Below are 14,385 nucleotides of genomic sequence, written 5' to 3' on the forward strand. Positions count from 1 at the left end.
CAAACCTTTTCTGCTAGCGTTCAGGAAACCTCGCCATCCACGGCGCGGCAAGCGCCCCGGAGTGGTTCCGTCATGATCCGAACGTCCCTCATCCCCGCCCTGCTGCTGGCTCCGGCCATGGCCCTGGCACAGAGCCCGTCCCCCGGCGCTCTGGATCTGAGCGTGCCGCAGGAGCCACTGCGTTACCTGGGCGACCCGTCCTACCAGTCCGACGCTCCGGGTACCTACTACGGCGACCACAGCGGCCGTGGCCTGCCCAAAAAGGATGCGGCCGGCACCGACGTGGTGGTGGACGACAAGCTCCAGGTGCACGGCGCACTCAGCACCGGCATCGGCTACTCCAAGGCGTTCGGCAACAGCCACTGGAGTGCGGTGGACCTGAATCTGGGCAAGAACTACACCAATGACGAAGGCAAGACCCGCCGTTTCGACCTGAACATCCATCTCAGCGAGGGTGAAGGCGTCGGCCCCGGTTATGGCTACGGCCGGGGCTATGGGCCCGGCCCCTGGTACGGCTGGTAAGGCTGGGATCCGGACGCTGCGTCATCCCGGCAGATGCACCCGGTAGTGCCGGGCCATGCTGGGCATGGGCCTTCCCGGCAGTGCCTCAGCCGCGCACGGCTGTGCTCCATCAATCCCGAGCCACCAATCCCGGCCTCAGCGCATCCACACGCAGTCAATGGCGTCCAGCGTGATGTGCAGCAGCAGGCCGATGCCGAACAGGCGCGTGCGCTTGGGCACCGTCAGGCCGGCATAGACCAGGATGGCCGGCGCGGTGTGCAGCGGATGGAAACCGATGCTGCAGCGGTTCGGTGCATAGATCGGATCGGCCAGCAGATGGTCCAGGTCGATCACCCAGCCCAACAACAGCAGCATCCACGCCCTGGCGAACTGCGGGCGCCAGAACAGCCATGCCAGCAGCGCCGGTATCGCCGCGTGCAGGCACAGGTGAAAGATCGCGCGCAGGCTCATTGACCGGTCACCGCGGCCAGGCTGACGGCCCGGCGTGTGCAGGGGGCAAAGGTATGCATGGGGGCTGTTTTCCGCTGAATCGGCCGATTGTAGACGGCCCCGGCAAGGCGCGGCGTTACACTACGCGGCCGCCGGAGGGTTCCGCGCGGCCGTTCTGGAGTGGCAATGATCAACAACGACGTACTGCGCAGCATCCGCTACATGCTCGATCTCAGCGACGGCATGGTGGTGGACACCATTCATCTGGCCGATCCCGGTTTCGCCGTGGACGCGGCCCAGGTACACGACTTCCTGCGCAAGGACGACGAGCCGCTGTTCGAGTCCTGCCCGGACGCGGTGCTGTCGCGTTTCCTGGATGGCTTGATCTATCACTACCGTGGCCGCGACGAATCGCAGCCGCAGCGCCCGCCGGAAAAGCGCGTCACCAACAACCTGGTGCTGAAGAAGCTGCGCGTGGCCTTCGAACTGAAGGACGTGGACATGCACGCCATCTTCGAAGCGGCCGGCTTCCCGATGTCCAAGCCGGAGCTGTCGGCGCTGTTCCGCCAGCCGGACCACAAGAATTACCGCGAATGCGGCGACCAGGCACTGCGCAACTTCCTCAAGGGCCTGACCCAGCGGGTACGCCCGGCGGGCTGATTGCCCCGCAAGCCACTATCCCCTCTCCCTCCGGGAGAGGGGTTGGGGAGAGGGTACGGAAGGAGCAACGCGCCCTACCCTCGTCCCCCCTTCCGGGCACCTTCTCCCAACGGGCGAAGGAAGTTTCAAAGCACGCGGTAGACGCGCGCCTTGGGCAGGTCCTCGTCAACCTGCAGGAACCAGCGCCCGGCGATACCCGGCACCACCTCGATCTGCGGCGATTGCAGGCTCTGACGCAGGCGCATCTGCCCCTTCAGCACCTTCCACTGCTGGCCGTTGGCCAATACGAACACGGTGCCCGGCTCCCAGCCATCCACCGTGCCCTGCACCTGGCTGTGCACGGGCCCTTCCTCAAGACCGATATGCATCGCCGGCGCGGCTGGCGGTACGGCATCCGCTGCGGGCGCAGCCGCCTGGGCGTCACTGAGCATACGGTTGAGCAACTGCAATTGCTGCGGGCTGAGACCAACCTGTTGAAGCTGCTCGGCACTCAGGCGCTGTTCGATGGGCAGGTAATCGCGTTGCGCCCAGGCCAGCGGTGTGGCCAGCATCAGCGAAGCGGTGAGCAGCAGGCGGATCTTCATGGCGGCAATTCCTTCCGGCCAATGCCGGTCGATGCGCACGATGCTGCAATTTTGTTACTACTGAATGACAGAAGCGGCAGCGGCCCTCACCCCAACCCCTCTCCCGCTTGCGGGAGAGGGACTCGGAACGCAGCAGCGCATAGTGCAGTGGACCTCTCCCGTTCACAGGAGAATGGCCCGGAATGCGACGACTCACGGCGCAGCAGCCCTTTTCCGATTACCGAAGAGGCCAGAAATGCAGCGGCTCGCAATGCAATGGCCACACTTCTGCCTGCGGGGTGAGAGGGCGCTTGCAAACCACCGGTTCGCGTCTTCTTGAACGCCCTTGCGTCAGCGCAAGGGCCGGGGCGCGGAGCGAGGTTGGGGTGAGGACGCTGCTGGTTCCAGCGCTGAGACAGCGATTGCCACAAACGCCCAAACGCAAAAAGGCCCGGCAATGCCGGGCCTTTCCATCTCGCGATGACGCTGCTTCTTACCAGCTGAAGCGCGGACCGACGGTCCACTGCTTGTCGCCGTTGCCGGTCATCTTGATGTCGCCATTGATGCCCCAGTTCTGGTTCAACTTCACCTGGCCACCCAGGCGGCCGTAGAAGTCACCTTCCGGGTTGATGCCGTGCTTCTTCTGGAAGTCTTCGTAACCTGCCATCACGTACACCTCGGCATGCTTGCCGAAAGCGGTACGCAGGCCGGTCTCAACGCTGTAGCCGTTGAAGTCCAGGCCGTCACGCACCTTCGGGTCGAACTTCTCGTAAGCCGCACGTGCGATGAAATCGGTGCTCGGTGCGATTTCCTGGTTGTAGCCAACGCCAACGCGCCACTGGTCAACGTCAATCTTGCCCAAGTCGGTTTCCTGACGGGTGTATTCGCCGAACACGTGCATCTTCGGCAGCACGCTGTAGGAACCCTTCACGCCCCAACCATCAGCTTCGGAATCAACGCCGACATCGGTCTTGGCGTAGTTGCCTTCAACATAGTTGTAGGACAGGCCTTCAGCTGCCGAAGCGGTGAACGGGAGGGCGGCAACCAGCGCCAGGGCAATCAACGAATTCTTCATGGGGGTACACCTTCTGGATAAAGACTTTATGGCGTGCATTGCAGGGAAGCCTGCTTTGCGTCCGGATGTAATTTTTCCGTTATGCGCCACAACCCTTCCTGAAACCGCACCTCCTCGAATACAGCGTTTTTTGGCTTGTATTCAGGTCATTTCTGGCACGCGCGATGCACGCGAGCATCGCGTCGTCCCAACTTCATTCATCCACCACGCCATATCAACGTGGTGCCTTGCTGCCCATGCCGCTGCCGAACTGGGTGGGCAGCGGCGTGTCATGCAGCGGTACACCGGTCTCGATATCGCGCAGGATCGGGCAGTCAGGACGATCATCACCCGCGCAGCACTCGGCCAGTGATTGCACCGTGCGCACCATGTCCTGCAGCTCGGCGATGCGCTGTTGCAGCACCTGCACGTGCTCCATCGCCATGCGCTTGACGTCGGCGCTGTGGCGGGAACGGTCCTGCCACAGCTGCAGCAGTTCGGCGATGCGTTCGACGCTGAAGCCCATGTCGCGCGAGCGCTTGATGAAACCCAGCGTATGGATGTCGCGCGGGCTGTAGAGGCGATATCCGGCCTCGGTGCGCGCCACCGGCCCGAACAGGCCGGTGTCCTCGTAGTAGCGGATCATCTTGGCCGACAGGCCGGTGGCCTTGGCGGCCTGGCCGATGTTCATACCCTCATGCATTGCCTGTACTCCTCATGCCTGCATCTGCGGTGCGACAAAGCGCTTCAGGCGCAATGCGTTGCCCAGCACGAACACCGAGGACAGCGCCATCGCGCCGGCCGCGAACACCGGTGACAACAGTACGCCCCACAGCGGATACAACACGCCTGCGGCCACCGGAATCAATGCGGTGTTGTAGGCGAACGCCCAGAACAGGTTCTGGCTGATGTTGCCCATCGTTGCCTTGCTCAGTGCAATCGCATTAGGCACGCCCTGCAGGCTGCCGGACATCAGCACCACGTCGGCAGCCTCGATGGCCACGTCGGTGCCGGTGCCGATGGCCAGGCCCACGTCGGCTGCGGCCAGCGCCGGGGCATCGTTGATGCCATCACCCACGTAAGCCAGATGACCGTGCTCGGCCTTGAGCCGCTGCACGGCTTCGACCTTGCCTTCGGGCAGCACTTCGGCCACCACTTCGTCGATGCCCAGCTGGCGCGCGATGGCTTCTGCTGTGCGGCGGTTGTCGCCGGTGATCATCGCCACCTTCAGGCCCAGCGCGTGCAGGCTGGCAATGGCAGCGCGCGTGTCGTGCTTGATCGGGTCGGAGACCGCGATGATCGCAGCCAGCCGTCCATCAATGGCCGCGTACAACGGCGTCTTGCCTTCCTCGCCAAGTGCCTGTGCAGCGTTCGCGAACACGGCAACATCCAGGCCCAGGGTCTGCATGAAGCGGTCCGCGCCCACTTCAACGCGCGCGCCGCCCACCTGGGCACGCACGCCGTAACCGGTCACCGATTCGAACGCTTCCACCGCCGGCAGCTGCAACTGTTCCTGCTGTGCGGCATTGACGATGGCACGGGCGATGGGATGCTCGGAGCGGTCTTCCACCGCCGCCACCTGGGCCAGCACGCGGGCACGTTCAAAGCCTTCGGCCAGTTGCAGATCGGTGAGCACCGGACGGCCCTCGGTCAGGGTGCCGGTCTTGTCCACCGCCACCACCTGCGCCTGCTTCAACAGCTGCAACGCCTCGCCCTTGCGGAACAGCACGCCCAGTTCGGCGCCACGACCGGTGCCGACCATGATCGAGGTCGGCGTGGCCAGGCCCATCGCACACGGGCAGGCAATGATCAGCACCGCCACCGCGTTGACCAGGCCGAAGGTAAGCGCCGGCTCCGGGCCGAATGCAAACCACACCACGAAGGTAAGCAGCGCCAGGCCCATCACCGCCGGCACGAACCACAGGGTGATGCGGTCCACCAGCATCTGGATCGGAAGCTTGGCGCTCTGCGCCTGTTCGACCAGGCGGATGATCTGCGCCAGCACGGTGGCTCCGCCCACGGCGGTGGCGCGCACGCCCAGCGTGCCGGTCTGGTTGACGGTGCCGCCGACGACACCGCTGCCGGCGGTCTTCTGCACCGGCACCGGCTCACCGGTGATCATCGACTCATCGACATAACTGTCGCCGTCGATCACCTCGCCATCCACCGCGATGCGCTCGCCGGGACGTACATCGATCACGTCGCCGCTGACGATCTGTGCCAGCGGCAGCTCCACCACGCTGCCATCACGGCGCACGCGCGCGGTCTTGGCCTGCAGCTTGAGCAGGCGCTTGATCGCTTCGGAAGTACGGCCCTTGGCCTTGGCCTCAAGCATGCGGCCGAGCAGGATCAAGGTGACGATCACCGCCGCGGCTTCGTAATACACGTTGACCGTGCCGGCCGGCAGCAGCCGCGGTGCGAAGGTGGCCACCAGCGAGAAGCCATAAGCGGCCAGCGTGCCGACCGCCACCAGCGAGTTCATGTCCGGCGCGGCGCGCAGCAGTGCCGGGATGCCCTTCTCGTAGAAGCGGCGGCCCGGGAACACCAGTACCAGCGTGGTCAGCACGAACTGCAGCAGCCAGCTGTTCTGCATGCCGATGTTGGCAGCGATGAAGTGGTGGAAGGCCGGCACCAGATGGCCGCCCATCTCCAGCGCGAACACCGGCAGGGTCAGTACGGTTGCCAGCAGAAAATCGCGCTTGAGCACACGCAGTTCGTCGGCATGACGCTTGGCCTGCGTGTCCTCGTTGCTGATCGCACCGTCGAGCGGCCTGGCGACATAGCCGGCCTTGGCGATGGCCGCGACCAGTGCTGCCGGGTCAAGCCCGGTATCGCCCTGCACGCTGGCGCGTTCCGTGGCCAGATTGACGCTGGCCGAGCGCACGCCGGGCACGTCCTTGAGCGCACGCTCCACACGGCCCACGCAGGACGCGCATGTCATGCCTTCGATCTCCAGTTCCAGCGGCGCCTGCGCGGTGACCTCATAGCCGGCTTTGTTCACCGCATCGATCAAGGCCTGACGCGCCACCGGGCCATCGGTACGCACGCTGGCGCGCTCGGTGGCCAGATTGACGCTGGCCTGGCGCACACCCGGCACCGCCGCCAGCGCGCGTTCCACACGACCCACGCACGAGGCGCAGGTCATGCCCTCGATCATCAGTTCTTCGGTGCTCTCACCCGGCCCTATCTTGCCCGGGGCTGCCGTGCTCGCCATCGGCTTTCTCCATCTTCCTGTCGTTGCCGGGCACCTTAAAGGTTCCCACGATGGCAGGGTCAAGGGGCAGGAATGGGTGAAGAAGCGGGCGAAATGAACGAGAGCACAAGGCGCGCCGAGCGTGTGCCTTCATTCACTCACGGCCTGTTGACCTTGCCACCGTGGCAAGCCGCAGCCTTTCTCCACCCTCAATGGAGAAAACCGATGAAACTGCATATCCAGAGCATGACCTGCGGTGGCTGCGCACGCAGCGTGACGGCCGCTGTGAAGGAAATCGACCCGGTGGCGGTCGTTGAGATCGACGTGCCGGCCAGGACCGTGACGATCCAATCCAGCCAACCGCTGGAGCGCTTCACCCAGGCGCTCGATAGCGCCGGCTTCCCGCCGAAGGCAGTGGCCTGACCCACCGCGCAGGAGCGGCTTCAGCCGCGAAGCTGGGATTGATGGAACAATCTTCGTGCCTGCCGTTGCTGTTGTCCGCAGCGACGGATGGCACTACAGCTTCGCGGCTGAAGCCGCTTCTGCGAGGCATCTGCTGCTGCATTGCGCCGCCAGGATAAGCGCCGCTTATCCGGGGGTGATCAACGCGATGCCGGCGCCCGCTTCCACACCTCACGCTCGACACGGCGCTCGCCGTGCCAGCGCTCCAGCGTCCATACGTCGCCTTCCAGCGTGTAGCGGAACTCGTAGCTGCCGCCGTTCTCCAGTGGGTAGGACGCCATCAACGGGCTTTCCACATACCGGTTGCCCTCGGCACGGTAGGTGCCCGAGCCACCCGCCCAGAATTTGCCGTCGCTGGTGGTGGTAAAGGCGAAACGGCCATCGGCCAGCAGCTTGGTGCCGGCCAGTTTCTGGCTTGCGTAATCCACCAGCGCGCCTTCGGCATTGATGAATTCGCCCGATTGCAGCTGCCAGGCGCCCTGCAACGCCGCCCCGTCATCGGCCCGGGCCGGGACTACAAATACGGCCAGCAGCAGCAACACGGCGGCCAGGCGTGAAATCAGCGACATCACTTGCTCCCAATGGATGAACCGGGCCGCATTGTGCGCACTGCACCGGCACGGGCGCCAATGCAGATGCATCGGCAACCGTTGTGACCATACCGGTGGTGGCGGGACGCTATCATTGGCGCCACCTTTGAAGCGGCAGCAGCAACGTGCAGACCATCCTCACTCCGGTATCGATCGGCGAGCTGATCGACAAGATCACCATTCTCCAGATCAAGGCAGAGCGCATCACCGACGGGACCAAGTTGGCCAACGTGCGCACCGAACTGGATGGCCTGTGGCCGCTGTGGCTGGAACAACAGGCCACGCGCCCGACGCTGACGGCACTGATGGATCAGCTCAAGGCAATCAATGAACGCATGTGGGACATCCAGGACCAGCTGCGCGACAAGGAGGCGGCGCAGGATTTCGGTGCTGAGTTCATCACCCTGGCCCGTGGCGTATACGGCACCAACGGCGAGCGCGTGGCGGTGAAGAACGAGATCAACCGCGTGGCCGGCTCGGCGCTGGTGGAAGAGAAGCAGTACCAGGGCGAGTGAGGCTGGGCTTTGGGCTTTTGAGTTCTTGAAGCTTGTGCCTTTTCCCTTCTCCCTCTGGCGGGAGAAGGTGGTGCGAAGCACCGGATGAGGGCAGCCTTTGCTTGTGGGCTTGGGCGTGTTCAAGCTGCCCTCACCCCAACCCCTCATCCGCCTGCCGGTGAAGGACTTCAAACTCTTCGGGCCCCCAAAGGGCGCGGGCTTCGAGCCGGCATTTCCCTCAGAACGCCAGCTGCGCCCACAGCCCCGCTTCGTGGCTTTCCAGCTTCTTCTTCGCCGATTCCTGCTCCACGCGCTTGCCGACCATCGCCAGGCGCAGATGCTTGTTCGGCTTCCACTCCACGCCCGCCTGCTGATAGCGCTCGCGGGTGCGCGGATCGATGTCCAGGCTCATGCGGGTATCGTCGTAACGCGCGAACACCGCGTACTGCGGGTTGAACTGGTAGCTGCTCCACGCTGACCAGCCGCGCTGGTCGTCACTGCCCGGCTTGGTGATGCGGGTCCAGTCCTGCGCGCGGAAGTACTGCGCGCCCACGCGCGTCTTCGCCCCCACCCAGCTGGCCATCGCATTCCAGCGCTGCGCGGTGTGTTCGTGCGGAAGATCGCCGGAGTCCTGCGCGCGGGTACCACGATAGCCGCCGGCAGCCAGTTCCACGCCCTTCAACGGCGTCCAACCCACCCGCGCTTCCAGGTCGGCACGGTTGCCCAGACGCGGCTTCTGGAAACCACCACCGGTGACCACCGAAGCGGTGTAGACCAGATCACCATGGCTGTACTGACCATGCAGACCGTAATCAGCGGGCGTACCCATCTTGGTGCGTGCGATCAGCCCCGCGTCCACGTAGCGGAAGCCTTCGCGCTGCGATTCCATCGCGATCCATGGGGTCGGCGCATTGCCGATGCGCAGCCAGCTGCCCTTGCCGAAGCTGCGTTGCAGATAGGCATGGCGCAGCCACACGTCGGTGGGATCGCTGTTGCGCAGCCATTGCACGTCGGTGGTGACCTGCGCAGACCAACGCTCGTTGAAGCGATGGTCCACGTTGATGAAGGTGCGCTTGAGGTCCATCGCCAAACCCTCGTCGTCGGTGACTACACCGTCGCGATCAAGCTGGCTTGCGTTGATGAAAATCTGCGTGGATATCCGTGTGGCCGGTTCGTCCTGTGCGATTGCCATCATCGGCATGCACAGCGTCGCCAACGCAGCGCCCAACGCGCTGCGGCTTACAAACTGCATGACTGCTCTCCTTGGGCCAGTGGTTCAACCGGCTACGGGCAGCCTTCAGCGTCCAGTGGGACTTGCCACCGGCTGCCTGCTCGCCGGATTGCGGTCAATTGTCGGCAGGCACTGACGGCACTTCCCTGACGTGGGTCAATCGGAGCCGCATTCACGGTCCACAGGCAAACAAAAAGGCCAGGCATGGGCCTGGCCTTGTACGTTGGGCATTGCAGATGCTTCAACCAGCGTTGCTGCCGCGAGGCAGTTCGCCGGCATCCAGCGCGACGGTCTTGATCGACAGGCACTGCGGGCACACCCGCTCAAGCACCTTGATTGCCGGTTCGTAGACCGCGTTGCACTTCATGCACTGGACCCTTCCAGTCGTGTCGGCTTCCATAAGCCTCCCCTTTTGTTTCATCCAAGGGGCAGATATGAGGTCCCTCAAGAAGAAAATCAAGCCAGTGCATCGCGATGCGGACACGGCGGCACCGGTTCAGGTACCCAACACATCCAGCAAATGGAGGATGTTGCGCCGGTTCTTCCCCCAGTCGATGCACTGGGTTGGCAGGATGCAGCTGCTACGCAATGCCAGTCGACCTGATGCAAAGGAAGCAGTGATGGTTTCCCCAAAAGACCAGGCGCTGAAACCCACCCTGCACGTGACGCTCTCTTTCTGTTCCTGCACCCGCGCCCAACCCGAACGCCGCATCGCGGCCGCTACGGATGCAGGTGTATGCACACCGGAAACAATCGTTTCGTGGAAAGCGGGAAACGCAAATGTCATCGTTAGGTTCCTTCCTTGATTGTCGTCGAGTAGTACCACACCCGCTCCTTGCCGACGATACATGCGAGAGGAAAGTCATCGCTGTCGACATGTTTGGTCAGCAGCGATGTCCTCAGTCAGGCCAGATCCAGACGCGGCACGTCGTACCACTGCGCATCGGGGTAATGGCGGCGCACATGCGTGCGGATGAAATCACGGCTGTCGGTTGCGATCACGTCGTCGTTGCTGTCATCACGGCTGTTCCAGGCCACGCCATGCAGTGCGATGCCGCGCGCGGCCAGTGCCTCCAATGACAACAGCGTGTGGTTGATGCTGCCCAACCTGCCGGAGGTCACCAGCAGCACCGGCCAGCCACGTTCGGCCACGTAATCAATGGTCAGCAGCTGCTCGGTCAGCGGCACCATCAGGCCACCGGCACCTTCCACCAGCACGCTGCCGAAACGTTCGCACAGACGCGCGGTGGCCTGCGCGATGACATCCAGATCCAGCGTGCGTTGCTCCAGGCGTGCCGACAGATGCGGCGATGCCGGGTAGGCGAACAACGCCGGCATCGTGGTGCCGTCGCGGTCTTCTTCGAACAGGCCGCAGCCCATGATGCGCCGGTGCAACAGGATGTCGTCCGATGCGCCCACGCAACCGGTCTGCACCAGCTTCTGGGTAATGACATCGACACCCTGCTCTGCCCATTGCCGGGCCAGCCAGCCGGTCACCACGGTCTTGCCGATCTCGGTATCGATGCCGCTGACGAATATCACCTGGCCGCTCATGCGCGCATGTCCTCCGCTTCCAGTCCGGCCACCAGCGCAACCATGCCATCGCACAGCTGTTGCAGCTGCGCATCGCTGATCACATATGGCGGCATCACGTACACCAGTCGCCCGAACGGACGGATCCAGATGCCCTGTTCCAGCATGCGCTGCTGGATGCGTTCCAGCCGCAGCGATGCCTTGAGTTCGATCACGCCGATGGCGCCCAGTACGCGCACGTCCGCCACCTGCGCCAGCGCACGGGCCGGTGCCAGACGTTCCCGCAGCGCGTTCTCGATGGCGGCAACCCGGCCCTGCCAATCCTGCGACAGCAACAGCTGGGTGGACGCCAACGCAACCGCGCAGGCCAGCGGATTGGCCATGAAGGTCGGCCCATGCATGAACACACCCGGCTCGCCGCCGGCGATCACATCGGCGATGTCGCGACGCGTCAGCGTTGCCGCCATCGTCATGTAGCCGCCGGTCAGCGCCTTGCCGATACACAGGATGTCCGGGCTGATGCCGGCATGCTCGCAGGCAAACAACCGGCCGCTACGGCCGAAGCCGGTGGCGATCTCGTCGCAGATCAGCAGCACATCGTGTGCGCGGCACAGCCGTGCCAGCTCGCGCAGGTACTGCGGGTGATAGAAACGCATGCCACCTGCGCCCTGCACCACCGGTTCGATGATGAAGGCAGCCAGTTCATCGCCGCGCTCGGCAAACAGTTGTTCAAGCGGCGCGATATCGGCAGGGTCCCAGGGCGCATCGAACGCCGTCTGCGGTGCCGGTACGAACACGCGCGCCGGCAATGACGCGCCGAACAGGCCATGCATGCCATTGACCGGGTCGCATACCGACATCGCGTTCCAGGTGTCGCCGTGGTAACCCGACCGGGTGGTGGCGATGTTGGAACGCTGCGGCATGCCGCGCGCGGCCTGGTACTGGATGGCCATCTTCAGCGCCACTTCCACCGACACCGAACCGGAGTCGGCGTAGAAGATCGTATCCAGCCCCTGCGGCACGATCTGCAGCAGCAGCTTGCCCAGGGCGATGGCCGGCTCGTGGGTGAGCCCACCGAACATCACATGCGACATCCGCCCAAGCTGGTCGATCGCGGCCTGGTTGAGTTGCGGATGGTTGTAGCCGTGGATGGCGCACCACCATGAGGCCATGCCGTCGATCAGCTGCGTGCCGTCCTCCAGCTGCAACAGCACGCCATCGGCGCGCGCCACCTTCAACACCGGCACCGGGCCGCGCAGCGCGCTGTACGGGTGCCATAGATGTTCATGGTCGAACGGGTCAATCAACATCGTTGTCGGTCACAGCACGCGGGGGGCGGCTTGCAGGGGGCGTACCTTACCCCCTCCGCCGCGCCGGCGCATGCGCGCCGACGCACCGACGGGTTGCCATCGCCAGCCCCGCGCTTGGCATGGCGCTGCGCATCCCCGAAAGGCCGGGCTTTCCCGGCCCCCACGCAGCACCAGGAGGACGGACTTCCAAGCCCGTCGCCCTCTGGCAACCCGTCCAGCACCGCCCGGCAGCGGCCTTCTCCAGCGGCCGGGCGTAACGGGCCGGTTCTTGAACCGGCCCGTGGGTTCAGAACGAGCCCTGCAAGGCCACTTCCCAGCGCGAGCCGGCGTAGTCCTCGCCAAACAGCGCCTTGGCCTTGCTGTCGGTGGCATGCGCGCTCACACGCAGTTCCAGCGGTGCGGCGAAGGCCCAGATGGCATTGACCTGGCCGTGGGCGTAACCGCCGCCACGCACGTCCTGCAAGCTGTAGTAGCCGGCCATCGCTTCCAGGCGCAGCTTCTCGTTCACCGGCAGGCGCGCGCCGATCAGGCTGTAAAGACCATCTTGGGTGGTGCCCAGGGCTTCGGACGACCAGCCCAGCGACAACCAGTAGTTGTCCTTCCAGGTCACGGTGCTGTTGAGCTCGGTCCAGTTCAGATCCACCGTGGTGGACGGATAGTGGTAATGCAGCACGTTGGCATCCAGCGCCCAGTCGTCGGCCAGTTTGCCGCTCCAGCCCACGGTGAAATCCAGCTCGCTGCTGGCGTGGGTTTCCGGCGCGAACTCGACGTTGGAGCCCCATGCCGATGCATAGAAGCCATTGTCGGTAGCGGCCTTGAAGCCAGCCTGCACGGCGGCATCGCCCTGGGTCTGGGTGGAGCCGCGCCAGACGTAGTCGCTGGTAAGAGTGGCACTGCCGCCAACCTGGTAGGCGGCGGCAGTGCCGGTCATGCCGGCGCAGGCCATGACCACACACAACACGGGAACATGGCGCAGGGCGCGCCGGTTATTGATCGTGAATTTCATCGGGTTTTCCGTAGCAGCCACGCAGGCTGCGTGGCGAGACGGAAATTGTTTCGCTCAGGCCCATAAACCAGCGATGGTGAGGGCTGCGTGGTGGCGTCAAATGTTCGTAAAAGCAGGGGATTGGCGATCAGCAGGGAAAGCGACGCTCTCCTCAACCACAACACGCTGGGCCCTGAAGTCGCGCTCACAAATCCCGAATCCCGAGCCTCGAATCCTGAATCCCAGGCCGGCAACGCCTGCGCCAACGGCATGTCAACCCAACCAATGCGCATCAGCGGCAAGGCCTGTGGCCCGGAAAAGTACGTTACTGCCGCCACCATTGCATGCAGAATGGCGCCCCCCGCACCCGCCCTTTTGCCCATGCCTTCGCTTCTACGCCTCGAACCGCTGCGCAACTGGTTGAGCATCGAACGCAACCAGACCAGCCACGGCGAAAAGTGGATCTCCGCGCTCGGCGCGCTGATCGGCATCACGGTGGTGTACCAGCTGACCCACTGGGTCTTCCCGCATGGCTTCCTCGGCAATGCCGGTGGCGCCATCCTGCTCGCTTCGATGGGCGCCTCGGCGGTGCTGGTGTTCGCGGTGCCGCATGGTGCGCTGTCGCAACCGTGGCCGGTACTGGCCGGGCACGGGGTTTCCGCCTTCATCGGCGTCAGCTGCCAGATGCTGGCGCCCGACCAGGCCTGGACCGGCGCCCTGGCCGTGGGCCTGGCCGTGGGCGCGATGCATTACCTGCGTTGCATCCATCCACCCGGCGGTGCGACCGCGCTGGCGGCGGTGATTGGCGGCGCGGAGGTGCATGCGCTGGGCTACCAGTACCTGCTCACTCCGGTGGCGATCAACGTTGCGGCCATCCTGCTTGCGGGCGTGGCATTCAACGCCTGCTTTGCGTGGCGACGTTATCCGGTGCACCTGCATCGGCGGCGCCAGCGCGCGGTGAGTGTTGCCCCGGCGCAGCGCCGCATCGACCTCACCCAGGAAGATTTCCACGCGGCCATCGGCCAGCTCAACTCCTTCGTCGACATCACCGAAGACAACCTCACCGAGTTGCTCGAACTGGCCAAGCAGCACGCAGAACGCGATGCACTGCACCCGGCATTGATCGAACCCGGCCACTATTACAGCAACGGCCGCCTGGGCCGGGCGTGGAGCGTGCGTCGCGTCTCGGTGACACCGGCGCTGGACGGCCCCCTGCCGGAGCGCCTGGTCTACGCCGTCGTCGCTGGTGACGGCATCGGCCGCATCGGCCATGCCACCGCCGACGAGCTGCGGCAGTGGGCGCGGTTCGAGGTGGAACCGCGCGAAGGTGGCCGCTGGATCAAACTCGGCAACGACTGA

General features: G+C 64.6%; 18 protein-coding genes. 5 read left to right on the forward strand and 13 right to left on the reverse strand.

Annotation, left to right across the window (positions count from 1 at the left end; translation table 11 throughout):
• The first annotated feature begins 72 nt into the window (after positions 1–72).
• Positions 73–522: a hypothetical protein gene (locus LR961_RS16825; RefSeq protein ID WP_232151081.1), complete on the forward strand. Its 450-nt coding sequence runs from the start codon at positions 73–75 to the stop codon at positions 520–522.
• Positions 523–657: 135 nt separating this feature from the next.
• Here LR961_RS16825 and LR961_RS16830 read toward each other — a convergent pair whose 3' ends face one another.
• A complete protein-coding gene (locus tag LR961_RS16830) occupies positions 658–972 on the reverse strand; it encodes a DUF6122 family protein (RefSeq protein WP_232151082.1) in 315 nt (104 codons plus the stop codon).
• A gap of 165 nt (positions 973–1,137) precedes the next feature.
• On the opposite strand from LR961_RS16830, the gene LR961_RS16835 reads away from it, so the two are divergent.
• Entirely contained in the window at positions 1,138–1,611 is a 474-nt protein-coding gene (locus LR961_RS16835) for a DUF1456 family protein (RefSeq protein WP_232151083.1), read from the forward strand.
• 125 nt (positions 1,612–1,736) lie between these two features.
• Here LR961_RS16835 and LR961_RS16840 read toward each other — a convergent pair whose 3' ends face one another.
• The 4 genes from LR961_RS16840 to LR961_RS16855 form a co-directional block, all read right to left on the reverse strand.
• Entirely contained in the window at positions 1,737–2,195 is a 459-nt protein-coding gene (locus LR961_RS16840) for a hypothetical protein (RefSeq protein WP_232151084.1), read from the reverse strand.
• A 472-nt stretch (positions 2,196–2,667) separates the two neighbouring features.
• Positions 2,668–3,249 (reverse strand): Ax21 family protein, encoded by a 582-nt coding sequence (locus LR961_RS16845; RefSeq protein WP_232151085.1) that lies wholly within the window; start codon positions 3,247–3,249, stop codon positions 2,668–2,670.
• A gap of 214 nt (positions 3,250–3,463) precedes the next feature.
• Positions 3,464–3,931, reverse strand: a complete 468-nt coding sequence (gene cueR, locus LR961_RS16850; protein WP_232151086.1) for a Cu(I)-responsive transcriptional regulator — start codon at positions 3,929–3,931, stop codon at positions 3,464–3,466.
• A 12-nt stretch (positions 3,932–3,943) separates the two neighbouring features.
• Entirely contained in the window at positions 3,944–6,442 is a 2,499-nt protein-coding gene (locus tag LR961_RS16855; protein ID WP_232151087.1) for a heavy metal translocating P-type ATPase, read from the reverse strand.
• Positions 6,443–6,646: 204 nt separating this feature from the next.
• On the opposite strand from LR961_RS16855, the gene LR961_RS16860 reads away from it, so the two are divergent.
• Positions 6,647–6,844: a heavy-metal-associated domain-containing protein gene (locus tag LR961_RS16860; protein WP_232151088.1), complete on the forward strand. Its 198-nt coding sequence runs from the start codon at positions 6,647–6,649 to the stop codon at positions 6,842–6,844.
• Between the two features lie 179 nt (positions 6,845–7,023).
• Here LR961_RS16860 and LR961_RS16865 read toward each other — a convergent pair whose 3' ends face one another.
• Positions 7,024–7,452: a hypothetical protein gene (locus tag LR961_RS16865; protein ID WP_232151089.1), complete on the reverse strand. Its 429-nt coding sequence runs from the start codon at positions 7,450–7,452 to the stop codon at positions 7,024–7,026.
• A gap of 146 nt (positions 7,453–7,598) precedes the next feature.
• Here LR961_RS16865 and LR961_RS16870 point away from each other — a divergent pair, with 146 nt between their 5' ends.
• On the forward strand, positions 7,599–7,988 hold the full coding sequence (locus LR961_RS16870) for a DUF6165 family protein (RefSeq protein WP_232151090.1): 390 nt from the start codon (positions 7,599–7,601) through the stop codon (positions 7,986–7,988).
• Positions 7,989–8,205: 217 nt separating this feature from the next.
• Here the strand turns inward: LR961_RS16870 and LR961_RS16875 are convergent, their stop codons facing one another.
• The 7 genes from LR961_RS16875 to LR961_RS16900 all read right to left on the reverse strand — a co-directional run bounded on the left by LR961_RS16875 (position 8,206) and on the right by LR961_RS16900 (position 13,454).
• On the reverse strand, positions 8,206–9,219 hold the full coding sequence (locus LR961_RS16875) for an OprO/OprP family phosphate-selective porin (protein ID WP_232151091.1): 1,014 nt from the start codon (positions 9,217–9,219) through the stop codon (positions 8,206–8,208).
• A 220-nt stretch (positions 9,220–9,439) separates the two neighbouring features.
• Positions 9,440–9,565, reverse strand: coding sequence for a hypothetical protein (locus tag LR961_RS19295; RefSeq protein ID WP_269670739.1), 126 nt, complete (start codon positions 9,563–9,565; stop codon positions 9,440–9,442).
• A gap of 129 nt (positions 9,566–9,694) precedes the next feature.
• On the reverse strand, positions 9,695–9,985 hold the full coding sequence (locus LR961_RS16880) for a hypothetical protein (RefSeq protein WP_232151092.1): 291 nt from the start codon (positions 9,983–9,985) through the stop codon (positions 9,695–9,697).
• Positions 9,986–10,101: 116 nt separating this feature from the next.
• Positions 10,102–10,752, reverse strand: a complete 651-nt coding sequence (gene bioD, locus LR961_RS16885) for a dethiobiotin synthase (RefSeq protein ID WP_232151093.1) — start codon at positions 10,750–10,752, stop codon at positions 10,102–10,104.
• Positions 10,749–12,041: an adenosylmethionine--8-amino-7-oxononanoate transaminase gene (gene bioA, locus LR961_RS16890; protein WP_232151094.1), complete on the reverse strand. Its 1,293-nt coding sequence runs from the start codon at positions 12,039–12,041 to the stop codon at positions 10,749–10,751. Before bioA ends, bioD begins: the two co-directional genes overlap by 4 nt.
• A gap of 286 nt (positions 12,042–12,327) precedes the next feature.
• A complete protein-coding gene (locus LR961_RS16895; protein ID WP_232151095.1) occupies positions 12,328–13,047 on the reverse strand; it encodes a TorF family putative porin in 720 nt (239 codons plus the stop codon).
• Complete coding sequence (locus LR961_RS16900; protein WP_232151096.1) at positions 13,044–13,454, reverse strand: hypothetical protein; 411 nt, start codon at positions 13,452–13,454, stop codon at positions 13,044–13,046. Before LR961_RS16900 ends, LR961_RS16895 begins: the two co-directional genes overlap by 4 nt.
• Between LR961_RS16900 and LR961_RS16905 the strand changes: the two genes are divergently transcribed.
• Positions 13,447–14,385 carry an HPP family protein gene (locus LR961_RS16905; protein ID WP_232151097.1) on the forward strand — a complete coding sequence of 313 codons (939 nt, stop codon included), beginning with the start codon at positions 13,447–13,449 and terminating at the stop codon, positions 14,383–14,385. The two genes, LR961_RS16900 and LR961_RS16905, sit on opposite strands and share 8 nt — an antisense overlap.

The sequence above is a fragment of the Stenotrophomonas sp. SY1 genome (genome assembly GCF_021202945.1).
GTDB lineage: Bacteria > Pseudomonadota > Gammaproteobacteria > Xanthomonadales > Xanthomonadaceae > Stenotrophomonas.